Here is a 20,188-nt window from a genome sequence, read left to right as displayed (position 1 = left end):
TCGGCGCTCAACAACCTGCTGACCTTTGTGGACAGGACGACTTCATCACCCGACTGCTGCCGCAGAAAATTGCCGAGCCGGTGCTCGCTCAAGCCGTAGCCATAGAGCGGCGCGGTATCGAAGTGGCGAAGACCAGCCGCCAGGCTTCGGAAATCGCGGCCAGGGCCTACGACCCGGCGACAAGCGCAAACAGGTTGCCCAGCGGCGGAGCGCAGCCCAGGCCCAGCCGCGAGCCGGCCTGGAGCCTGTCGAGGACTGGCCGGCTCAAGATGCCGGCTCCCCAGGGCGCACGACGCCCTTGCGCAACAGTACATTGCCATACAAGCGCGCCTCGCCGGTTTGCACAATCGCGAAGGCGCCTCGCGCGCGCTCGTAGAAGGCTTCGCGCGGCAGCGCTTCGGCGCCAACCGTTCGGCCTTCGGCGTGGTGCGCAGCGAGCAGAAATTCCTGCACGATCTCGGGCACCGTCTGCGGAGCATCGACCACTGCCATCGAGGCCACTGGAGCGTCAACGAAGTCGTCCAGCGGCAGCAGCGTGAGCACGGCCCGAACCACCGGCAGCGCCGCGCATCCGTCCATCCGAATCAGCCGACGGGCGCAGCTGCCTGAAGGAAAGTTGGCGTCGACGATGGCGATCTCGTCTCCATGACCCATAGACGCCAGTGCATGGAGCAACTCCGGCCCAAGCAGAGGATCGAGCGTTTTCAGCATGATGCGGACTGACTCCCTTTCGGGTTCACGGACGAAGCGGATCGTCCAGGTTGCCCTTCAAAGCCAAGATTGTGCGCGAACTATCAAGCTGATCGACTCGGGACTGCCCCTGTAGGGCGGAGAACGATTGAAGCGCGAACCCCCACCAATCAGGGCAGAGGTCGCTGGATTAGACCCGTTCTAGGATGACCGCAATTCCCTGTCCAACCCCGATGCACATGGTGCACAGCGCGTAGCGACCCTTTTCTTTGTGAAGCTGGTTGATCGCCGTCGCCACGAGCCGGGCACCGCTGGCTCCCAACGGATGGCCGAGTGCGATCGCGCCGCCATTAATGTTCACGCGAGCGTCGTCATCCTTCAGGCCCAGCAGGCGTAGCACTGCCAACCCCTGGGCCGCGAAGGCCTCGTTGAGTTCTATGACGTCGATCTGGTCGAGCTTGAGTCCCGTCAATTGCAGAACCTTCTGCGTCGCTGGCGCCGGGCCGATCCCCATGACGCGGGGCGGCACACCGGCGGTCGCCATGCCAACCACCCGCGCGCGAGGGGTCAGGCCGAACCTAGCTGCATTTGCCTCGTCGGCCAGCAGCAGCGCTGCCGCGCCGTCGTTGACGCCGCTCGCATTGCCTGCTGTCACGGTTCCGTCGGGGCGCACAACCCCCTTGAGCTTGGCCAGTGCTTCCAGTGTCGTGTCGCGCGGATGCTCGTCCTTGTCGACCAACAGTGGGTCGCCCTTCTTCTGCGCCACCATGACCGGAACGATCTCCGCATCGAAGAAGCCGGACCTCTGGGCTGTGATCGCACGCTGTTGTGAGGCCAGCGCCATGCGATCCTGCGCCTCGCGTTCGATCTTGTAGTCGGTCGCGACGTTCTCGGCCGTCTCGGGCATCGAATCGACACCGTACTGCGCCTTCATCAGCTTGTTGACGAAGCGCCAGCCGATGGTGGTGTCATAAACCGCGTTCGAGCGGCTGAAGGCGCTCTCGGCCTTGGGCATCACGAAGGGTGCCCGGCTCATGCTTTCGACGCCGCCCGCGATCATCAGGCCGGCTTCGCCCGCCTTGATCGCACGCGCGGCGGTGCCGACCGCATCGAGGCCCGAGCCGCAGAGGCGGTTGATGGTGCTGCCGCCGAGTTCGATCGGCAGTCCGGCAAGCAAGGACGACATGCGTGCAACGTTGCGGTTGTCCTCGCCGGCCTGGTTGGCGCATCCGTAAAGCACATCCCCTACAGCCTGCCAGTCAACGTTTTTGTTGCGCTCCATCAGGGCGCGCAGTGGCACCGCGCCGAGGTCGTCTGCCCGGACGCTTGCGAGCGAGCCACCGTAGCGGCCAAAAGGAGTGCGCACGGCATCGCAAATGAAAGCTTCCTGCTTCATGGTGAGTCTCCGGAGAACAAGGTTAGGCGGCGGCGACCGGCAGGCCGACCAGCTTTTCAAGTTCGGCGTGTTCGAGGCCGTCGACCTTGTCGATCAGCTTGAGGCCGGAGGTCGTGCATTCGAGGGTCGCGAGATCGGAATACACCCGCTTCACGCAACCGATGCCGGTCAGAGGATAGGTGCATTTGTCGACGATCTTGCTCTCGCCCTTCTTGGTGAGCAGATCCATCATGACCCAGGTCTGCTTGGCGCCGATGGCGAGATCCATCGCACCGCCGACGGCGGGAATCGCGCCTTCTTCGCCGGTGCTCCAGTTCGCGAGGTCGCCGGTGGCCGACACCTGGAACGCGCCGAGCACGCAGATGTCGAGATGGCCGCCGCGCATCATCGCGAAGCTGTCGGCGTGGTGGAAGTAGGCGCCGCCCGGCAGCAGGGTCACGGGCTGCTTGCCGGCGTTGATGAGGTCGTAGTCCTCTTGGCCTTCGGCGGGCGCCGGGCCCATGCCGAGGATGCCGTTCTCGCTGTGCAGGATGACTTCGCGGCCGGCAGGAAGATGGTTGGCGACGAGCGTGGGCTGGCCGATGCCGAGGTTGACGACGGCGCCGTCGAAGATGTCCTGCGCGACGCGTGCGGCCAGTTGGTCCTTGGTGCGGCGGGTGTAGCTGGACATGTTCATGCTGCCTTCTTGAAGCCGCCGGCCTGCGTGGCGACGCGATCGATCTTGACGATCCGGTGGACGAAGATGCCCGGCGTGACGATGGTCTCGGGATCCATCTCGCCGAGTTCGGCAATTTCGTGCACGGTGGCGATGGTGCGGCTGGAAGCCATCGCCATCACCGGACCGAAATTGCGCGCGGCCTTTCGATACGTGAGATTGCCCCAGCGGTCGCCGCGCTCGGCTTTGATCAGCGCAACGTCGCCGCGAATGGGGTATTCGAGCACGTACTGCTTGCCGTTGATCTCGCGCGTTTCGCGATCGCCCGCGAGCTGCGTCCCGAAGCCCGTCGGGCAGAAAAAGGCACCGATGCCCGCGCCGGCCGCACGGATGCGCTCGGCGAGGTTGCCCTGCGGCACCAGTTCCAGTTCGAGCTTGCCGGTGCGGTAGAGCTCGTCGAACACATAGCTGTCGGCCTGGCGCGGGAAGCTGCAGATGATCTTGCGGACACGGCCCGCCTTGAGGAGGGCCGCCAGGCCGGCGTCGCTGTTGCCGGCGTTGTTGTTGACGACAGTGAGGTCCTTAGATACTATGGAAGGGCCGCGGAGGTCAGCCCCCTGGAGTAGAACGAGGATTCGGAGACTCGTTTCTCGAAAGGAGCACGCAAATGAACGCACCTGACACAGCCCTTCGGGGCCAGGATATGCCGATCACCGGCTGGCTGTACATGGCCTTTGAATTGGGCGACAAGAGCTGGAAGCTATCCCTGGGTGACGGGGTGCGCGCGCCGAGCCGATGCTCGGTCGCAGCAGGGGATACGGCGTTTGTGCTGACCGCGATCACCAAGGCCAAGGCACGCTGCGGCCTGACTGGGCAAGTGCCGGTGCGCAGTTGCTACGAGGCAGGCCGTGACGGCTTCTGGCTGCACCGCTGGCTGACTGAACAAGGGATCGCCAACCTCGTAGTGGACTCGGCCAGTATCGAAGTCAATCGGCGGGCGCGCCGTGCCAAGACGGATCGGCTCGACAGCGACAAGCTGCTGTCGATGCTGATGCGCTACCACGCTGGTGAACGGCGCGTGTGGGCCGTTGCGCGGATTCCCAGCCCGGAGCAGGAAGATGAGCGGCGCGTGCACCGGGAACTTGGGCGCCTGCGGCAGGAACGTACGGCGCACAGCAACCGGATTCGTTCGCTGCTGGTGCTGCACGACCTACGGGTCGAGCGCATCGGTGGGCGCACATGGGTGGGCTGGTGGACTCAGCACGCCGCGCGACTGTTGCCAGGTTTGCGCGCCGAGATTGAGCGCGAGTTCGAACGCCTGTCGCTGGTTGCCAGGCAGATCAGGGCGCTGGAGACAATGCAGCAGCATCAGGTCCGCAGCGGTGCACAACCCGCGATCGCACTGCTCACCCGGCTGGCAGGTATCGGCACGGGAAGTGCATGGACCCTGGTCAAGGAACTGTTTGGCTGGCGGCGGTTTCACAACCGGCGTGAACTTGCCGGCTGCCTGGGCCTGGCGCCGACGCCCTACGCAAGCGGCGCCAGCAACGTCGAGCAGGGCATCAGCAAGGCCGGCAACAAGCGCAGCCGGTGGCTGATGGTCGAACTCGCGTGGAGCTGGCTGCGCTTCCAGCCGGCCAGCCAGTTGAGCCAATGGTTCAATCAGCGCTTTGCTGTCGCCGGCAAGCGCATGCGACGGATCGGCATTGTCGCGCTTGCGCGGCGGCTGGCGATTGCGCTATGGCGCTATCTCGAATATGGTGAGATTCCACTCGAGGCAAGGCTCAAGCCACTGGACAGCGAAGCGGTGGCGGCCTGAACGGAGCACCTCGAGCGACATTGATGAAGGTGAGCGCGCCCGGACAGTAAGAGGATTACCCGACGGGTAGTCGTAGTTTTAGATGGGGCGCCAGTAACGGGGTGGTTCCAGCGCCATGCGCATGCGGTATGTGGTGACCGGCCTGGTGCCGGCACGGATAGAAGTTGGACCGGGCAAACACCCGGGCATCACGCACCCCGACCTGAATCCTGTCGTCGATGCCCTCGCTTTGTTCAAAGGGGACTCCTCAATGCAAGCACAGGTCTTCGCGGCACCGACTCAAAAAAAGTAGTCGGCCTGCACAAAATTGATCCCCAAAGGGCTTGACTTCCAATACCCCATAGAAGTCTTACTGTGTTATATATTTGGTGCTCGTTGATGCCGAAGACAACAGGGACATCGGGGCAGGTTACGAGCCAGCAGTGCGCCGATACGCAATCGCAAACTGGTGATGGAGGATGGGACGTGGCGCTGCGCCCTCTGGGCTTCCCCGAGGTTTGTAATGCGTGGGTAGGGTAGGCGCTTGGCGGCCAGGGTTTTTTTTACCCCCGATCTCGTCGGGGTGCTGCAGTCGCTGCGCCAGCAGGAAGCCGTAGGCGGCGATGCTGAGACTGGCGTGATGATGAAACCCACGCCAACCCCGCCCTTCGTACTGCCCGAGGCCCAGGTCCTGCTTGAGATCCTGGTAGTCACGCTCAATGCGCCAGCGCATCTTGGCCTCGTAGACCATGCGCTCCAGCGACGTGTCTTCGGGCAGCGTGGACAACCAGTACTTCAGTGGCTCTTCGTGGCCCTCGGGCCACTCCATCAGCAGCCATTGCGGCTCGCGCAGTTCGCTGCGCTTCTCGTCGCGGTGCGCTGCACGGACCCGCACGCGCGCGAAGTGCGAGCACAGTGCGGCGTTCGTGCCCTCGCGCCAGGTGACTTCTTGCCAGTCATCGGGCTCGATGTCGAAGGCCACGTCCTTGACCGTGCGGGGCCGGTGCTCGGGGGCGGTGGCGTCGCCGCGGCGCAGCCGTCGTGGCACTCGGCCCCTGCCGCTGTAAGGCTTGGGCGGCAGGGGTTCGTGCCCAGGCGGCCATACCGTGACGCTGCCCGTCACCCCCACGACGTAGCGCAATCCAAGCTCGTCCAGGCGTTCGCGAAACGCCGTGTCTACGCCATAGCCCGCGTCGGCCAACACGCAGTGCCTCGGCGCCCCCTGGGCCATCAGGTGTTCGATCTGCTGCAGCGCGATTTGAGGCTTGGTGGCGAACGCGAGCGCTTCAGGCACGCGGGCCTTCTCGCGTCGGGCCTCGTCGTCAGCCCACTCTTGGGGAAGGTACAGCTGCCACGCCACCGGAATGCTGGCCGCCGCGCAGGCCAGCGACACGCTCACCGCCACCTGGCAGTTGTCCTGCTTGCCCAGCATCCCGCAGTATTGGCGCGCGACGCCCACCGAGTGCCGCCCCTGCTTGGGAAAGCCGGTGTCATCGATGATCCACCAGCCGCCGTCGCTGAAATCCATCAACGGCACGACCCACTGGCATATCCCCAGCAGCATGCGCTCGTCCGACCAATTCGCGTCGGCCACGAAGTGGTGCAGCGACTGGTGGCGCGAACGAACGTTCAGCGGGTCCATATGTGCCGCCATCGGCTCCACGCTCTTGCGCTGCAGCGGCGACATCAGCCCTGTGGTGTAACCCCGCAAGCCCGCATGGCGGTCCGAATGACCCAGCCCCTCACTCAGATGGGCCATGTAGCGCTCGAATTCCTGCAAGTCTTCCATCAAGGTTCGCCCTTCGCTTGAAGAAGTGCGCATAATGCCTTGATTTCGCTCAAATTACTAACACAGTAAGATTAGCGCCCTGCTCGATAAGGCCATCGATGAGTTCATTCGGAATGCCTGCTGTGCCGAATCCACCGATCAGCACCGTGGCGCCGTCGTTGATGCCTGCCATTGCATCGGCAATCGAAAGAGCGATCTTGTTGATCATGATCCTGGTCTCCAATCGAAATGGCAGCTCAGATGAGGCTGCGGATGCTGCCGCCATCAACACCCCAAACCGACGAGGTCACGTACGACGCGAGATCGGATGACAGGAACACGATAACGTTGGCAACCTCTTCTGGTGTGCCCAAGCGCTTGAGCGGGAGTTGCCGCAGCGACAGCTCATGTTCTACGGCCTCTTTGGGAGGCATCTTGTGGAACTCTGCCATCGTGTCGGCGAATCGTAATAGTCCGATCAGTGCCGTTGTCGCTGCCGACGGACCGGGTCTGCTGAGCGTCAGACGGGGACGTTGATGACGGGCTGGAGCAGCGCGAAGGCGACCCGCCAAGCGCGCCCGTCGGCATGGACGGTGGCCGTGCGCTGGTTGATGCGCGTGACCTGTCCAACGTGTCGCTGCAGGTTCTGGTCGACGAAGCTCACGCGCTGGCCGACATGGACGTTTTCGCGCCGCGAGACCTCTGGCGGTGGGCTGGGCTTTGATTGGGTTGGAGCCGCGCCTTGCTCTCCCTTCGGCGTCGCGGTCGGATCCGTGGTCATGATGGCCGCGTACGGCAAGCTGAACTGCTTGGCGCTGGCCTCGTCGAGTACCGTCACTCGATCGTTCTTCATGGACACGACCCTGACCTTGCGCCACTTGCCATCACCCCAGTCCAGGTAGTGGACCTGCTGGCCGAGATGCAATTGGCTGCGCGCCTGGACGATGCGCCGCGGGTCGGCCAGCAGTTGCTCGATCACCCAGCTGAGGTGGTACAGCTCGGCGCTGGTGGCCATGGGCAAGTCTTCGATCCGCGAGATGCTCAGCATGGGCGTCATTTTGCCCGGCGCGCCGGACTCAGGCGGCTTGAGCGAGGTCCTCGTGCCGGGCGGGGCGCGCCTGCTGGAGCTGCGGCGCCACGATCCAGGGCAGCAACTCGTCGATACGGTTGACTGGGTGGTCGGCGATGCGATCGAGCACGTGACGCAGATACGCCTGAGGGTCGATCCCGCTGAGCTTTGCCGTGCCGATCAAGGTGTAAATCACCGCTGCGCTGTGACCGCCAGTGTCCGATCCCAGATGCAAATAATTTTTTCTTCCGATCGCGACGCCTCGCAACGCACGCTCGGCGGCATTGTTATGTGCCTCGATCCGCCCGTCATCCAGGAAGCGCGTGAGTGCCGTCCAGTTGCCAAGCGTGTCGCCGATGGCCAGCGCCATGGGCGCTTTCGCCGAGAGCTGCGCCAAGGCGGTGTTCAGCCAGAGCTTCAGATCGTCGAGCATCGGGCGCGTACGCGCCTGCCGCACCCGCAGGCGCTCCTCAGGGGGCTTGCCATTGATCTCGGCCTCCACCTTGAAGAGCTTGCCGATGCGCAGCAGCGCCTGGTGCGCCAAGGTGCCGGCCAGCTTGTGCTGGCGTTCGTGGATGTCCCACACCTTACGGCGCGCGTGGCTCCAGCATGCAGCCTCGATGACCTGGCCGTTCTCGTAGAGTGGGTGATAGCCGGCGAAGGCGTCCGCTTGCAGGATGCCCCGGAAGCTCTCCAGATGGCGCACGGGATGTTCGCCCTTGCGGTTAGCCGAGTACTGGAACCAAACCGCAGGAGCGGCCGGCTCGCCACTAGGTCGATCATCGCGCACGTAGACCCACAGCCGCCCGGTGCGCGCCTGGCTGCCCTTGCCGCCGAGCACCCGGATGGGCGTGTCGTCGCCGTGAATCTTCCCGGCGCGTAGAACATACCGGCCCACCGCGTCGGCCAGAGGCGTCATCAAACGTGCGGCCTGGCCAACCCAATCCGTCAGCGTGGAGCGCGACAGCTCCACACCCTCGCGGGCATAGATCTGGCACAGCCGATACAGGGGTGTGTGGTCGGCGAACTTGCTCGTCAGCATGTGGGCGAGCAGGCCGCTGCCGGCCAGGCCGCGTGCAATGGGGCGGCTCGCGGCTGGCGCCTGCGAGATCGTACGGCAGCCGCCACAGGCCAGCTTGGGGCGAACATGCCGCACCACGTGGAAGGTGCCGGGTTCGTAATCGAGAACCTCCGAGACGTCCTGGCCAATCTCGCGCAGCCCACTGCCGCAGGTTTCGCACTTGCAACCGCCGGCTTCGCTGGGCATGTGCATCACGGTGCGCCGCGGCAGATGATCGGGCAGTCCACGCGCGGCGGCTTGCTGGCGGGCCTTGCGCTTGTCGCGAGCGTCCTGCAGCGAGCTGATGTTGGCCGTACCTTGCGCACCGTCCGCGGCGTTCTCGGTGTCGATCGCCGGAGCAGTTTCGAACGGCACGGGCGGCGATGCCTCCCACCCACCAGTTCGAGTTGAGCGTGCTCGAGCTGCTCGCTGGAGCGGCCGTACTTCATGCGCCGCAGATAGGCCAGCTCAACCTTCAGCTTGTCGATGGTGAGCAGCGCGATCTTCAACGCCTCCTGCGAACGCAGCACCTCGCCGCTGAGGGCGGCGTTGCTGGCGAGCAGTTCTTCGGGAGTCACAGCATGACTGTGCCAGGCACACCCGGCACCACCAACGGGAGTTGCCCTGTCAACGTCGATGTGTCGGCTATGCCGCGGCGCGTGGCCGCCAGGTCCGTTCGGGGCGGCGCCAATCGATGCCCTCCAGCAGCATCGACAGCTGTGCCGCGCTCAGCGCGATCGAACCGGATTCGGCCTGCGGCCAGACGAAGCGGCCGCGCTCCAGCCGCCGGGCCAGCAGGTACATGCCGTCTCCATCGCTCCACAGCAGCTTGACCAGATCCCCGCGGCGGCCGCGGAAGACGAAGACGTGACCACCGTAAGGATCTTCAGTGAGCACGGTCTGCACTTTGACGGCGAGCGAGTCCATGCCGCAGCGCATGTCGGTGACCCCCGCGGCCAGCCAGATCCGGGTGCCCGCGCGTGGGCCGATCATGCCGATTGGCGCAGCGCGCGCAAGACGCTGCACAGACTGGCTTCGTCGACAGTACCGCGCAGGCGAAGGTGGGCTCCGGCGAGCTCCAGTTCGATGACGCCTGGACGCGACGAGCGATTCGTCGCCGGCGCCAACCCGGACGACTCCTGCGCGCCTTGCTCTGCGAGCATCTCCTCAGCGGGGCCAGCAAGCCGCACAGGCAACAACACCGCGGATTCCGCAGACCTGGCCACGGTCCCTGCGCGCGCGTGCTCGCGCCGCCAGGTGAACAACAAGTTGGCATTGATGCCATGCTCCCGCGCAACGGCCGATGCCGACGCCCCGGGTTGCATGCTCTGCTCGACGAGCTTGGCCTTGAACGCTCGATCGTGATGCCGCCGTCTCGGCTCCGCCTCACTCTTCATGATGTACATGCACTCCTGTTGATGGACACCTATTGGTGCGCCATTTCTTCAGGTCACATGCTGTCTGGCCTCGCCAAGTTAAACAAGAACGGCCTACGTCGGACTATTACGGCGAATCCTCCCTTCTCGGTCCAGAAGGGGGTCCAGATCGGACCTGGCGCTACGGCGTTGATGCGGATGCCGTTCGTCGCTTCCGAGCGCGCCAATCCCTTGGTCAGCGCAAGTACGGCAGCCTTGGAAGCCGAGTAGTCGATCGGCACCGGCTCAGGCTGGCGGGCGAGGTCCGAAGCATTGTTGATGATGACGCCACGGCCTTGGGCGCGCATGATGGGCAACACCTTGCGGCATGCTCGAACGTAGCTCATGAAGTTGAGCTGCAACGTCATGTCCCATTCGGCGTCGCTCAGCTGATCGAAAGTGCGGATCTTGCCGGCGCCGACGTTGTTGACCAGGGCATCCACGCGGCCACGGTAGGCCTGCAGGATCTTCTCGACGCCCCTCGACATACCTTCGTCTGTCGATAGGTCCGCAACGGCATATTCGGCACGAACGCCCAGTTCGCTCGCCTCTGACGCAAGAGTCGATAGATTCTCCTCGTCAATGTCGATCAATCCCAGATCCGAACCTTCGCGAGCGAATGCGAGTGCAGTCGAACGGCCGATTCCCTTGGCAGCGCCCGTGATGAGCACAACCTTCCCTTTCAACCCACTGTCCATGTTCTTCCTTTGATCGTTTGCGAATTCAAGCTGATGATTCGATTACCTTGCCTTCCACGTCAGTTCAGCGGGGCGAGCTTGTCCGGCTTAGCCATTTCGACGGCCCGCTTCGTGTCTTCTGGCATGAGCCGCCCGTCTTCCGACGTGTCAGCGGCGGCGCGACTCATCATCGGTAATAGAGCGTGCCAGGCGCACGAACGCGCTAACTTCCATCGCGTCAGGCAGCCGCTGGTACGGATCGATCAGTCGCGGTTGAACTGCGCCATCGTGGTCTCGAAAGCGCGGCGAGCGATTTCCTCGAGGGGGAGCTTGCGATAGACCTGCGAAAGGATCTCGACGCCGTAGTAGTCGTCGTAGCCCACCTGCTGGACTTCCTTAATGAACTCAGGCGGGTTGAAGCAGCCTTCACCGCAAAGGAGTCGGTGATAGATGGTGTCTTCCCAGAGCGTCCCCTGCACTTCCTCGAGCGCGTCATCGAGCTCGACGGCCTTGAGGAATTGCGGCGGGATCTTGGCGATTTCGCTGTAGGGCATGCCACCGCGCTGGATATGCCAATTGTCGACCAGGATGCCGCCGTTGGGCTGATTTGCGCCAGCAATGATCGCGAGCGCGGTATCGATGGTGGCCACGTTGCTGAAAGGCATGACCTCCATCACGATCGTCACGTCGTACTTGCGGGCGTCTTCGCACAGCCCGGCGAAGGCATCGCGCATCACCGGAATGTTGGCCGGGGTGTAGTCGTGCAGGCCGGGAGCGATCTTGATCTTGCGAGCGCCGATCGTCTGAGCAGTCTCCAGCATCTCCACGCGTTGAACGTCGGAGGCCTTGCGCTTCTCGCCATCCAAGTACCAGTCGACCAGGAACTCGATCTCGCGGTGCTTGATCCCGTTGTCATCAAGGATCTGCTTCGCGGTCTTCAGGCCGATCTTCTGCGCCGTCACCATGAGGTCAGCGTGCGAGAAGCCCAGCCCCTTCCAGCCGGCCTTGGCCGAGACCTCGGCGCGCTCCTGCAGCGAGTACGGGCTGATCTCTGTCGGGCCGAACGGATAGACGTCGCCGGCGAGCGTGAAGTAGGACGCCAGAAGTTCGATGTTTTGTTTGCTCATGGAAGTATCTCTTGAAGGGGTATGTTGAAAAGAATGCGGCGACGGTGTCGGATTTGCTTCTGAGTCGCGATCGCGCTCGTGATCGTGCGCCGCTATGCAGCGATCACTCGTGCGCTTGGACGTTTTCCTGTCCATGCATCACCGAGCAGGTCCATCAATGCCGCGCGCTCGAGGGGTCTAGGGTTCCAGTAGGGATTGGAGAGAGCGATGTCGCAAGCACGTCCAAGGTCTGCTTCTTCCATGCCAATGTCGCGTAGTGCGATGGGCGCTCCCAGGTCGGACGCAAGGTTGAAGATGCCATCAGCGGCGTCCGATGTGCCGAGGGCTCGTGCAGTGCGCTCCATCGCCTCAGGCGCCGCGGCGCTGTTGTAGGCAAGTGCGTGAGCCAAAACGATCGTGTGCGTCTCTGCATGCGGCAGGTTGAAGCTTCCGCCCAGCGTGTGGCACAGCTTGTGATGCAAGGCCATTCCGACGTGTCCTAGCACGGATCCGCAAAGCCAGGCGCCATATAGGCAGTCGCTACGCGCCGCGAAGTCGCTGGGGTTTCTCGCGATCTTGCGCAGCCCGGCAGCCATGGCACGAATCCCTTCTTCCGCCACCAGCGACATGACTGGATTCCCGTCCCGGGCGTACAGCCCTTCGGCTGCATGGGCAATCGCGTTGATGCCGCTGACGACTGACATGCCTAGCGGCAGGCCGATCGACAGCTCCGGGTCGTATATCACAGTGCGCGGCAACACTCTCAGATCGCGTCCGGTCTTCTTCTCGCCTACTTCGGTGATGCCATAGATTGGCGTCATCTCCGAGCCGGCATAGGTGGTGGGTACCGCGACGATGGGCAGCGACGATTCAAGTGCGATAGCCTTCCCAAGCCCGATGGTTGACCCTCCGCCGACAGCGACAGCGCAGTCCGCCCCGACCTCCCGTGCATGCTCACGCGCTTGGCGGGCCGATTCGATCGGCACATGCATCTCAGCACCCGAGTAGACGCCGGCGCTAAGCGGACCCAGCAATGCGGAAGCCTTCTCGGCCTGGGCAACTTGTTGGGGGGTGCAAAGGACCAAGGCACGGCGAGCGCCGAGAAGCTTGATTTCGCTGGCGAGGCGCCCAAAACTGCCTCGGGCAAACACCACGCGTGAAGGCTGCGCGGTGTAGATGAAGTCTCGTTCGCTGACGGTGTTCATTGACGTCTTTCCGCGGTCGCGACCACGCACTGAGACAGCGGATAGTCGACTTGATAGCGCGCTGTTCGCAGGTCACCCAGTTCACCCTTGACACGCAGATGCTCGGGATGGGTCGCGTAGGCATCGAGCGATTCCTGCGTATCGAACTCGGTGTAGAGCACAACGTCGCATGCGTAGTCGACGCCGCTGGTATCGAGGCCAACCTCGATGCGCTGCATGCCCGGAATCCGCCCCTTCAGGCTTTCGAACCGATCCTTGAGAAACAGCGCAGCATTGCGCCTTTCTTCGCGCGTGTCGCCACGCACTTTCCACATCACGATGTGCTTGATGGTTTGGTCGTTCATTGCGGTGCGAATCCTGCTTTTTGTGGCCAGAGGTTGAGAAAGCCGTGGATCTGCGCCGACGCGTACAACCCAGCCTTGTTGAAAGGCTCGTCGTGCAGCCAGGCGACCGCAGCGTCACGGCTAGGAAAATCGATGGCGAGCAAGCTGCCGTGCATGTCCTTGCCTTCATCGTCGACAAGCGGACCCGCGAATGCAATGCGCTCCGCCTGCAGCCCAAGATAGGCCTTGTGTTCCGGGCGAACCCTCGCACGAAGCTCCGACGCATGGGGTCGATCAAGCAGCACGAAGGTGTAGATCACGCATGTCTCCTAAGGTGAAGTGGCCAGGTGACGGGCTGGTATCGCCTGCCTTTGATGGGAATATTAGGTTTGCTGAGGCTGGGGAAAAAGACCACAACAGGGAATCTCTTTCCCGATTGCTGCAACAGTTTTTCAACGCGTCGCAGTCGCTAGTGCCTCAGAATCCCTCCCATGGTGGGCATGTGATGGACGCCCATGTTCGAGCCATACATCGCGGACGATAGATTCATCTCGTCCGAACTGCACATCACCTCCGCCGAAGCAGCGTTGAATGAATTGCGAAGCTCGATCGACGCCTTGACTTCGCTGCGACAGGGCTCGTAACGACAACCGGCCGCCCCCTCCATGACCGCACTTTCCGTACTCGACCTCGTCCCGATTCCCGATGGCCGCACGCTGGCCCAGACGCCGAAGTGGGCGCATGGCTGCGCGAATTCATCGAGTGGTCTGGAGCCGACGAGCTCATGATCGACGCGCGGATCCACGATCCTGCAGCGCGTGCACATTCATACAAGCTGGTCGCGGAATCGATCGCTGATCAATTGACGCCCGGGCTGGGCGCTACAGGTCATGAGAGCGTGGCGACCGAACGTGCGCACGCAACTGCCTGACGCCACAGCGACTCAGTCGAGCTCGCCTCGGGCCGCCCGCGAGGCAAGCTCGTCGATGACTCGCCGAACTCGCGGAATCGGACCGCGCGTCGCAGGCCACACCGCACTCACGTCAACCTTTACGTCAGAGGCTTCTGCCAGGACAGAGACCAGTTCTCCAGTGGCGAGCGCGGCTCGCACCATGAACTCCGGAACTTGGCACAAGCCGCAACCCGCGATGGCCGCGGCCACCATGGCGTCACCGTCGCCGATCTCGTACGTGGGCGGCGGGGCGAAGCGTTGGACTTGGCCTTTGTCATTCCCGCCGACCGCGACCCACGCCAACGGCTGACCACTGCGCTGGCCCACGATGCAGTTGTGATGGGCGAGGTCCTCAATCGACTGGGGCACCCCCTTGCGCTGCAGGTACTCGGGCGCTGCACAGATCACCAGCTTGTGTTGGCTCAAGCGCCGCGCGACTAGCCCGCTGGAATCCTTCAGCGGCCCGAAGCGAATCACGAGGTCCACGCCTTCTTCGATCGGATCGATCACCCGATCGGTGAAACTCACGGTGAGCCGCAACCCGGGATGCTTACGGGCGATCTCCAGCAGGATAGGCATCACGACGGCGCGCCCGAATGCGGCTGGCAAGTCGACGCGAAGGCGACCGGCAAGGGTCTGGTGTCCAGACTGCAGCGCGTCCTCCATGCCGGCGATGTCGGCCAGCGCAGCGGAACAGGTTGCGAAGTAGAGCTCGCCATCCGTGGTGAGGCTGAGCTTGCGCGTGGAGCGATGGAAGAGCCGGCTGCCCAGCCGCTCCTCAAGGCGCGCAACTGCCTTGCCAACCGCAGACTTGCTGATACCCAGTTTCTCTCCCGCGGCCGTGAAGCTCCCGGCTCGCGCCGCGGCGACGAAGGTGGCGATGCCGTTGAGGTGTTCCGGAATAGCCATGGAGACGATTGACGACTTGAAGACTACACTGCGGCAATTTTAGGGTGGTTTATCCGCCTGTGCGTTTACTAGAAACTCAATTCGAGCCAGCTGCCCGTGGCTCGAATCCTTCGCGAGCACCATCGAGCAGTTCGCGCGCACCAACAACGCCGCGTGAAGGAAAGGGGCCTACCTGATGTCCTTTCTTGTGGGCGGCTTCGCGGGGCTGTTGTGGCCTGAACGTCGAGTCGCCGGCTCCACCAGGGATGCGCTGGTGGGCCTGCTCGGCCTCTTTGAGCGGTGCGGCGGCCGCCCACTGGGCGCGTGAGCGGTGGTCGCCTTCGGCGACTCCTCTCATTCGGTGGAGCGCATCGACCAAGCCCAAGGGAGCAAGCGATGCATGGCAGGTCCACGAGAGATTGATCAATCGCCGCGATTGGGCCTTCTGCGGGGCCATTTTGTCTGGGTGCCTCTGAATAGGTCGGCAGTGGGCAGCCGTCCTACTGGGCCAGATACCCACCGTCGATGACCAATTCGCTGCCCGTCAAAAACGACGACTCATCGCTCGCGAGGAAGACGCACCCGGCGGCGACCTCTTGCGGTGACCCCATGCGGCCCATAGGCGCATTGGCGATGATGCCGGCGTTCATGTCGCCTGACTGCGCCTCGACGAGGGGCGTTCGAATCAGTCCTGGGTGTACCGAATTGACCCGCACATTTTCCGGCGCGTAGGTGACAGCCGCATTCTTCGTCATATTTCGCACCCCACCTTTGGCCGCGTTATAGGCAGCAGCGCCTGGCACGCCCACATTGCCCCAGATCGACGAGAAGTTGATGATGGAGCCCTTCTTGACCGACCTCATCGATGGCAGCACTGCCTGCATTCCGAGAAAGCTGCCCGTGAGGTTGACGGCGAGGACGCGCTGCCAGCTTTCCAGATCGGTGCCGTGAACCGGTTCGTAACAAGCAACGATGCCAGCATTGTTGACGAGCACGTCGATGCGTCTGTGAGTTGCAAGAATTCCTTCGACCACTCGCCTCCAGTCGTCCGGTGATGCAACGTCGAGCTGCACATTTTCAATGCCGTCGGCCTTCGCACCTGCTCGAACGTCGCCGGCCACAACGATGGCGCCTTCCATGGCGAACGCCTCCGCTACGGCGCGGCCGATACCCTGCGCAGCGCCAGTGACCAGTGCGACCTTCCCTTCAAGACGACGATTCATTTCTCAAGTCTCCTCATAGACAGTGATCGCACCCTACCGGGGCGCAGCGGCCCAATCCCTTCACCACGGCAGTTGCAGCATCAAAAGGCTGGCAACACACGACTAGCCATCGATAGCGCGATGCACCTCTTGCCCACAACTCTGGGGCACTTCAACCAAAGGAACAGATCCCCCTTGAACTGGCGGACTGCGAAATGCGAGTTCGCACTTCGTATGCATGAAGAGCAATCGGCGGCCGTCGGCAGCAAGAGTGAAAGGCACTCTCAGCTTCGCGGCCACCGCGCACATGCCTGAAGCCTCGGATCGACAAGAGAGCCGACCGAGGCCTGCTTCGATCAATCGTAGAGGACCGCGGCGATCTTCGGATCGTTGATGGTGGCCTTGTCGTACCAGAAGAAGCCGGTGTCGATGATCTTAGGCACCTGCTCGCCCTTGAGCGTCTTGACGGCCGCCTCGACGGTCTTGTAGCCGATGCCCACCGGATTCTGGGTGATCGCGCCGGCCATGGTGCCGTCCATGATGGCTTGCTTTTGCAGCTTGCCCGAGTCGTAGCCGATCACGACGACCTTCTTCTTGCTCTCGCGCACGCCGTTCACAACCCCGATCGCTGCGCCTTCGTTCGTGCCGAAGATGCCCTTGAGGTTCGGAGAAGCCTGCAGGATCGACTTCGTGACTTCGGTCGACTTGAGCTGGTCGCCGCCGCCGTACTGGACGGTGACGATCTTGATCTTCGGATGGTTCGCCTTCATGCGATTCACGAATCCCTCGACGCGATCAATACCGGTTCGGCTGGTCTGGTCATGGCCGACCACAGTGACTTCGCCCTCGTTGCCGACCAGTTCCGCCATCTTGTCAGCCGCCAGCGCTGCTGCCGCAACGTTGTTCGTTGCAGCGGTCGTGACGGGGATGTCACCTGCGACGCCCGAGTCGAACGCGATGATTGGGATCTTCGCCGCTTGCGCCTTCTTCAAGAGAGGCAGTGCAGCCTGGCTGTCCAGCGCCGCGAATCCGATCGCGTTGGGCTTCTTGCCGAGGATGGCGTTCAACATGTCGATCTGCTTGTCGACCATCGACTCCGATTCAGGACCTTCGAAGGTGACGCGGACCTTGTAGTCCTTGCCGGCTTGCTCTGCGCCCTGCTTCACGGCCTGCCAGAACTGATGCTGGAAGCCCTTCGAGAGCAGAGCCACATAGGGTTGCTGATCCTGCGCGAGAGCTGCCATCGGTATGCTGAGCGCGGCGCTCAGGCCGATCGCAACGGCGATAGTTCTTCTGTTCAACATGAGAGTCTCCTGAGAGAGAATTGACCGGATGCCGTCCGGAAAGCGGTGAGGAACGGCCTCCTCAAAAACATTGGCACGCCAGTGCTCAGCTCTTTCCGCGGCGCAGGATGTCGGTGTAGACCGCGAGAATGATGATCAGACCGGTCACGACCGTTTGCCACTCCTGGGCGACGGACATGATGCGAAGACCATTGGTCAGAACGCTCATAATGAAAGCGCCGATCAGGGTTCCGAGGATGGTCCCGGTGCCGCCCGACAGGGACGTCCCGCCGATGACTACGGCAGCAATGGCGTCGAGTTCGTAGCCTTGTCCAAGCGCCGGCTGGGCAGAGTTAAGCCGCGAAGCGATGAGCAGGCCGGCGATGCCGCAGATGGCGCCGTTGAGCGTGTAGACGATGATCTTCCAGAAGTCAGTGTTGACACCGGACAGCCGCATGGCTTCTTCGTTGCTGCCAAGAGCGAACGTGTAGCGGCCTAAAATGGTCTTGTTCAAGATGAGGCTCGCGGCAATTGCGACGATGAGCAGGATCAGGACGGCATTCGGGATAGGCAGGGCAGGAATCAGGTCGCCGACCATGGAGTCCTGCGCGATGGCCGTGAAGTTTGGCGTGTCGTTGAAGTAGATCGGCTTCGTGTTGGCGATCACGAGCGCGAGTCCCTTGAGCAGCATCATCATCCCGAGCGTGGCGATGAACGGCGGGATCTTCAGCTTGGCAATCAGGAAGCCGGACACCAGGCCGCACAGTGCGCCAAAGAAGATGGCTGCGACCACGCCGACCATCAGCGGAAGGCCCCAGTAGGTGAGGAAGACACCCGCCATCACCGAGCAGAAAGTCATCAACGTGCCCACGGACAGATCAATGCCCGACGTGATGATGACGAAGGTCACTGCGATCGCGAGGACGCCGTTGACGGCGGTCGCCTGCAGGATCGCCACCATGTTGTCGCCCTGCATGAAGTTGGGCGATGCGAAGCTGAAAAACACCATCAGTGCGATCAGGCTTCCGAAGGCCAGCAGCTTTTGGCGGGTTGAGGGGTTGAAGATCTTGCCCTTGAGCTTCGCGCCGAAGCTTTCATGGGTCTCGACGGAAGCGCTGGCGCCGCTGGTTGAATTTGTGTTCACGATGATGTCCTCGGTGGTCGGCCTTGCTCAGGCTACTGTCTCGGTGTCTCGCCGTGTGGCGAGCTGCATGATGTTTTCCTGGGTAGCCTCGCGGCCGGGAATCTCGCCGGTAATTCGGCCTTCGCACATCACAAGGATTCGATGGCTCATCCGGATCACTTCAGGGAGTTCTGAGGAGATCATCACGATTGCCTTACCCTGTTCGGCAAGGGCATCGAGCAGCTTGTAGATCTCGCTCTTCGCGCCGATGTCGATCCCGCGCGTCGGCTCGTCGAAGAAAAGGATGTCGCAGTCGCGCAGGAGCCATTTCGCGATGACGATCTTCTGCTGGTTGCCGCCCGAGAGCAGCTTGACCTGCTTTTCGACCGACGACGTTTTGATCTTCAGCTGCTTGACGTAGTCCCGGGCCACTGCGCGCGTACGCTTCTCGTCCACCACGGTGCCGTACTTCAGGAACCTCTTCAGGCTCGACATCACGATGTTGGTTTCGACATCCAGCCCGGTTGCCAGGCCGAACTGCTTGCGATCCTCCGAGAGGTAGCCGATGCCATGCGCCACCGCATCTTCGGGAGATCGAATGTGCGCTCGCTGGCCGTGGACATGAAACTCTCCCGAGTCGATGCGATCGGCACCGAATATCGCCCGAGCGACTTCAGTGCGACCCGCGCCCATCAAGCCGGCAAAGCCCAAGATCTCGCCCTTGCGCAGGGTGAAGTTGACGCCCCGAATTGCCTTGCCGCGATTGAGATCCCGCACCTCCAGGACGACCGGATTTCCGGAGGTATCTGGCGTATGGTTTGCGACGTCTCCGATGTCGCGGCCCACCATCATGTTGATGATCCGGTCGGTGCTCGTCGTGGCCATAGGAACGGTCGCCACGTATTGGCCGTCGCGCATCACGGTGACGCGATCAGCGATCTGCTGCAATTCGTCCATCTTGTGAGAGATGTAGACCACCGCCACACCGTGCGACTTGAGCTTGCGGATGATCGCGAAGAGGTCCGCCACCTCCGCGTTGTTGAGTGCCGCGGTAGGCTCGTCCATGATGAGGACGCGCGAGTCGAACGAGAGCGCCTTGGCAATCTCGACCATCTGCTGTTTGGCGACCGTCAGCTCGCCCACCGGGGTGCGCGGGTCGAGCTTCAGGTGCATGCGCGCGAAGATCTCTTCCGCCTTGCGATTGAGCGTGTTCTCGTCGACGAACACGCCCATGTGCTTTGGCTCCCGCCCGATGAAGATGTTTTGTGCGGCACTCAGGTGGTTCATCAGGTTGAGTTCCTGATGAATGATGCTGATGCCGTGCTTTTGCGCCGAATGAGGGCTGTCGATGTCGACTTCCTTGCCATCGAGCAGGATCTCGCCGGAGTCTTTCTGATAGACCCCCGCCAGGATCTTCATGAGCGTCGATTTGCCTGCGCCGTTCTCTCCCATCAGCGCGTGCACCTCGCCCGGGAACAGCTCGATCTGAACGTTGTCCAGCGCCCGCACGCCGGAGAAAGCCTTCGAAACGCCCTTGATCGAGATGACAGGACTGACTGTATTCATCTTGGCTCCATG

General features: G+C 62.7%; 21 protein-coding genes and 3 pseudogenes. 2 read left to right on the top strand and 22 right to left on the bottom strand.

All coding sequences use genetic code 11. The annotated features are described in order from the left end of the window. Nucleotides 1-23 precede the first annotated feature (23 nt). The 5 genes and pseudogenes from VAR608DRAFT_RS38520 to VAR608DRAFT_RS11875 form a co-directional block, all read right to left on the bottom strand. A pseudogene (locus tag VAR608DRAFT_RS38520) lies at nucleotides 24-314 on the bottom strand (aldo/keto reductase); the annotation flags it as partial. Next, nucleotides 265-711 carry an RbsD/FucU family protein gene (locus tag VAR608DRAFT_RS11890; RefSeq protein WP_088954243.1) on the bottom strand — a complete coding sequence of 149 codons (447 nt, stop codon included), beginning with the start codon at nucleotides 709-711 and terminating at the stop codon, nucleotides 265-267. The pseudogene VAR608DRAFT_RS38520 and the gene VAR608DRAFT_RS11890, both read right to left, overlap by 50 nt. A 169-nt stretch (nucleotides 712-880) precedes the next feature. After that, nucleotides 881-2,086 carry a 3-oxoadipyl-CoA thiolase gene (gene pcaF / locus VAR608DRAFT_RS11885; protein ID WP_088954242.1) on the bottom strand — a complete coding sequence of 402 codons (1,206 nt, stop codon included), beginning with the start codon at nucleotides 2,084-2,086 and terminating at the stop codon, nucleotides 881-883. A 22-nt stretch (nucleotides 2,087-2,108) separates the two neighbouring features. Then, entirely contained in the window at nucleotides 2,109-2,756 is a 648-nt protein-coding gene (locus tag VAR608DRAFT_RS11880) for a 3-oxoacid CoA-transferase subunit B (RefSeq protein ID WP_172843973.1), read from the bottom strand. A 2-nt stretch (nucleotides 2,757-2,758) separates the two neighbouring features. Next, nucleotides 2,759-3,418 carry a 3-oxoacid CoA-transferase subunit A gene (locus VAR608DRAFT_RS11875; RefSeq protein ID WP_231973451.1) on the bottom strand — a complete coding sequence of 220 codons (660 nt, stop codon included), beginning with the start codon at nucleotides 3,416-3,418 and terminating at the stop codon, nucleotides 2,759-2,761. Between VAR608DRAFT_RS11875 and VAR608DRAFT_RS11870 the strand changes: the two genes are divergently transcribed. After that, nucleotides 3,409-4,560: an IS110 family transposase gene (locus VAR608DRAFT_RS11870; RefSeq protein ID WP_088954123.1), complete on the top strand. Its 1,152-nt coding sequence runs from the start codon at nucleotides 3,409-3,411 to the stop codon at nucleotides 4,558-4,560. The genes VAR608DRAFT_RS11875 and VAR608DRAFT_RS11870 overlap by 10 nt on opposite strands. A 409-nt stretch (nucleotides 4,561-4,969) precedes the next feature. On the opposite strand, the gene VAR608DRAFT_RS11865 is transcribed toward VAR608DRAFT_RS11870, so the two are convergent. The 13 genes and pseudogenes from VAR608DRAFT_RS11865 to VAR608DRAFT_RS11795 form a co-directional block, all read right to left on the bottom strand. After that, nucleotides 4,970-6,328: an IS701 family transposase gene (locus VAR608DRAFT_RS11865; protein ID WP_088954239.1), complete on the bottom strand. Its 1,359-nt coding sequence runs from the start codon at nucleotides 6,326-6,328 to the stop codon at nucleotides 4,970-4,972. Between the two features lie 58 nt (nucleotides 6,329-6,386). Then, nucleotides 6,387-6,536: pseudogene (locus VAR608DRAFT_RS11860) on the bottom strand (CoA-transferase); the annotation flags it as partial. A 28-nt stretch (nucleotides 6,537-6,564) separates the two neighbouring features. Continuing rightward, on the bottom strand, nucleotides 6,565-6,759 hold the full coding sequence (locus VAR608DRAFT_RS11855; RefSeq protein WP_443082932.1) for an SDR family oxidoreductase: 195 nt from the start codon (nucleotides 6,757-6,759) through the stop codon (nucleotides 6,565-6,567). A gap of 68 nt (nucleotides 6,760-6,827) precedes the next feature. Then, entirely contained in the window at nucleotides 6,828-7,322 is a 495-nt protein-coding gene (locus VAR608DRAFT_RS11850) for a hypothetical protein (RefSeq protein ID WP_231972906.1), read from the bottom strand. Between the two features lie 61 nt (nucleotides 7,323-7,383). Continuing rightward, nucleotides 7,384-9,014 (bottom strand): annotated as a pseudogene (tnpC, locus tag VAR608DRAFT_RS11845) (IS66 family transposase). Between the two features lie 67 nt (nucleotides 9,015-9,081). After that, the gene (gene tnpB / locus VAR608DRAFT_RS11840) at nucleotides 9,082-9,429 is read right to left on the bottom strand and encodes an IS66 family insertion sequence element accessory protein TnpB (RefSeq protein ID WP_088952444.1); all 348 of its coding nucleotides are present in this window, start codon (nucleotides 9,427-9,429) and stop codon (nucleotides 9,082-9,084) included. Next, nucleotides 9,426-9,842 (bottom strand): IS66-like element accessory protein TnpA, encoded by a 417-nt coding sequence (gene tnpA / locus VAR608DRAFT_RS11835; protein ID WP_088952445.1) that lies wholly within the window; start codon nucleotides 9,840-9,842, stop codon nucleotides 9,426-9,428. Before tnpA ends, tnpB begins: the two co-directional genes overlap by 4 nt. 44 nt (nucleotides 9,843-9,886) lie before the next feature. Then, complete coding sequence (locus VAR608DRAFT_RS11830; RefSeq protein WP_088954238.1) at nucleotides 9,887-10,549, bottom strand: SDR family NAD(P)-dependent oxidoreductase; 663 nt, start codon at nucleotides 10,547-10,549, stop codon at nucleotides 9,887-9,889. 242 nt (nucleotides 10,550-10,791) lie between these two features. Further along, nucleotides 10,792-11,655 carry a sugar phosphate isomerase/epimerase family protein gene (locus VAR608DRAFT_RS11825; RefSeq protein ID WP_088954237.1) on the bottom strand — a complete coding sequence of 288 codons (864 nt, stop codon included), beginning with the start codon at nucleotides 11,653-11,655 and terminating at the stop codon, nucleotides 10,792-10,794. A gap of 92 nt (nucleotides 11,656-11,747) precedes the next feature. After that, on the bottom strand, nucleotides 11,748-12,839 hold the full coding sequence (locus VAR608DRAFT_RS11820) for a maleylacetate reductase (RefSeq protein WP_088954236.1): 1,092 nt from the start codon (nucleotides 12,837-12,839) through the stop codon (nucleotides 11,748-11,750). Then, a complete protein-coding gene (locus VAR608DRAFT_RS11815; protein ID WP_088954235.1) occupies nucleotides 12,836-13,183 on the bottom strand; it encodes a Dabb family protein in 348 nt (115 codons plus the stop codon). The genes VAR608DRAFT_RS11820 and VAR608DRAFT_RS11815 overlap by 4 nt, the downstream gene beginning before the upstream one ends. Beyond that, entirely contained in the window at nucleotides 13,180-13,482 is a 303-nt protein-coding gene (locus tag VAR608DRAFT_RS11810) for a YciI family protein (RefSeq protein WP_088954234.1), read from the bottom strand. Before VAR608DRAFT_RS11810 ends, VAR608DRAFT_RS11815 begins: the two co-directional genes overlap by 4 nt. Nucleotides 13,483-14,105: 623 nt before the next feature. Further along, nucleotides 14,106-15,023, bottom strand: coding sequence for a LysR family transcriptional regulator (locus VAR608DRAFT_RS11795; protein ID WP_088954231.1), 918 nt, complete (start codon nucleotides 15,021-15,023; stop codon nucleotides 14,106-14,108). A 175-nt stretch (nucleotides 15,024-15,198) separates the two neighbouring features. On the opposite strand from VAR608DRAFT_RS11795, the gene VAR608DRAFT_RS38250 reads away from it, so the two are divergent. After that, a complete protein-coding gene (locus VAR608DRAFT_RS38250; RefSeq protein WP_269458547.1) occupies nucleotides 15,199-15,330 on the top strand; it encodes a hypothetical protein in 132 nt (43 codons plus the stop codon). A 172-nt stretch (nucleotides 15,331-15,502) separates the two neighbouring features. Here VAR608DRAFT_RS38250 and VAR608DRAFT_RS11790 read toward each other — a convergent pair whose 3' ends face one another. The 4 genes from VAR608DRAFT_RS11790 to VAR608DRAFT_RS11775 form a co-directional block, all read right to left on the bottom strand. Then, nucleotides 15,503-16,225 carry an SDR family NAD(P)-dependent oxidoreductase gene (locus tag VAR608DRAFT_RS11790; RefSeq protein ID WP_088954230.1) on the bottom strand — a complete coding sequence of 241 codons (723 nt, stop codon included), beginning with the start codon at nucleotides 16,223-16,225 and terminating at the stop codon, nucleotides 15,503-15,505. 335 nt (nucleotides 16,226-16,560) lie between these two features. Beyond that, nucleotides 16,561-17,448, bottom strand: coding sequence for an ABC transporter substrate-binding protein (locus VAR608DRAFT_RS11785; RefSeq protein WP_443082948.1), 888 nt, complete (start codon nucleotides 17,446-17,448; stop codon nucleotides 16,561-16,563). Nucleotides 17,449-17,593: 145 nt separating this feature from the next. Then, nucleotides 17,594-18,553, bottom strand: coding sequence for an ABC transporter permease (locus tag VAR608DRAFT_RS11780; protein ID WP_231973552.1), 960 nt, complete (start codon nucleotides 18,551-18,553; stop codon nucleotides 17,594-17,596). A gap of 105 nt (nucleotides 18,554-18,658) precedes the next feature. Next, nucleotides 18,659-20,176: a sugar ABC transporter ATP-binding protein gene (locus VAR608DRAFT_RS11775; protein ID WP_088954227.1), complete on the bottom strand. Its 1,518-nt coding sequence runs from the start codon at nucleotides 20,174-20,176 to the stop codon at nucleotides 18,659-18,661. Nucleotides 20,177-20,188: the final 12 nt, after the last annotated feature.

The sequence above is a fragment of the Variovorax sp. HW608 genome (assembly GCF_900090195.1).
Lineage (GTDB): Bacteria > Pseudomonadota > Gammaproteobacteria > Burkholderiales > Burkholderiaceae_C > Variovorax.
Note: the sequence above shows the minus strand (reverse complement) of the source record. Positions and strands in the feature narration are given on the sequence as shown.

Coding starts and splice junctions, on each gene's coding strand:
- VAR608DRAFT_RS11820 (WP_088954236.1), bottom strand. CDS start 12,839: ATGAACACCGTCAGCGAACGAGACTTCATCTACACCGCGCAGCCTTCA.
- VAR608DRAFT_RS11790 (WP_088954230.1), bottom strand. CDS start 16,225: ATGAATCGTCGTCTTGAAGGGAAGGTCGCACTGGTCACTGGCGCTGCG.
- VAR608DRAFT_RS11795 (WP_088954231.1), bottom strand. CDS start 15,023: ATGGCTATTCCGGAACACCTCAACGGCATCGCCACCTTCGTCGCCGCG.
- VAR608DRAFT_RS11855 (WP_443082932.1), bottom strand. CDS start 6,759: ATGGCAGAGTTCCACAAGATGCCTCCCAAAGAGGCCGTAGAACATGAG.
- VAR608DRAFT_RS11775 (WP_088954227.1), bottom strand. CDS start 20,176: ATGAATACAGTCAGTCCTGTCATCTCGATCAAGGGCGTTTCGAAGGCT.
- VAR608DRAFT_RS11880 (WP_172843973.1), bottom strand. CDS start 2,756: ATGTCCAGCTACACCCGCCGCACCAAGGACCAACTGGCCGCACGCGTC.
- VAR608DRAFT_RS11785 (WP_443082948.1), bottom strand. CDS start 17,448: ATGGCAGCTCTCGCGCAGGATCAGCAACCCTATGTGGCTCTGCTCTCG.
- tnpB (WP_088952444.1), bottom strand. CDS start 9,429: ATGATCGGCCCACGCGCGGGCACCCGGATCTGGCTGGCCGCGGGGGTC.
- VAR608DRAFT_RS11815 (WP_088954235.1), bottom strand. CDS start 13,183: ATGAACGACCAAACCATCAAGCACATCGTGATGTGGAAAGTGCGTGGC.
- VAR608DRAFT_RS11850 (WP_231972906.1), bottom strand. CDS start 7,322: ATGGCCACCAGCGCCGAGCTGTACCACCTCAGCTGGGTGATCGAGCAA.
- VAR608DRAFT_RS11890 (WP_088954243.1), bottom strand. CDS start 711: ATGCTGAAAACGCTCGATCCTCTGCTTGGGCCGGAGTTGCTCCATGCA.
- VAR608DRAFT_RS11865 (WP_088954239.1), bottom strand. CDS start 6,328: ATGGAAGACTTGCAGGAATTCGAGCGCTACATGGCCCATCTGAGTGAG.
- pcaF (WP_088954242.1), bottom strand. CDS start 2,086: ATGAAGCAGGAAGCTTTCATTTGCGATGCCGTGCGCACTCCTTTTGGC.
- VAR608DRAFT_RS11870 (WP_088954123.1), top strand. CDS start 3,409: ATGAACGCACCTGACACAGCCCTTCGGGGCCAGGATATGCCGATCACC.
- VAR608DRAFT_RS38250 (WP_269458547.1), top strand. CDS start 15,199: ATGTCCTTTCTTGTGGGCGGCTTCGCGGGGCTGTTGTGGCCTGAACGT.
- tnpA (WP_088952445.1), bottom strand. CDS start 9,842: ATGTACATCATGAAGAGTGAGGCGGAGCCGAGACGGCGGCATCACGAT.
- VAR608DRAFT_RS11825 (WP_088954237.1), bottom strand. CDS start 11,655: ATGAGCAAACAAAACATCGAACTTCTGGCGTCCTACTTCACGCTCGCC.
- VAR608DRAFT_RS11830 (WP_088954238.1), bottom strand. CDS start 10,549: ATGGACAGTGGGTTGAAAGGGAAGGTTGTGCTCATCACGGGCGCTGCC.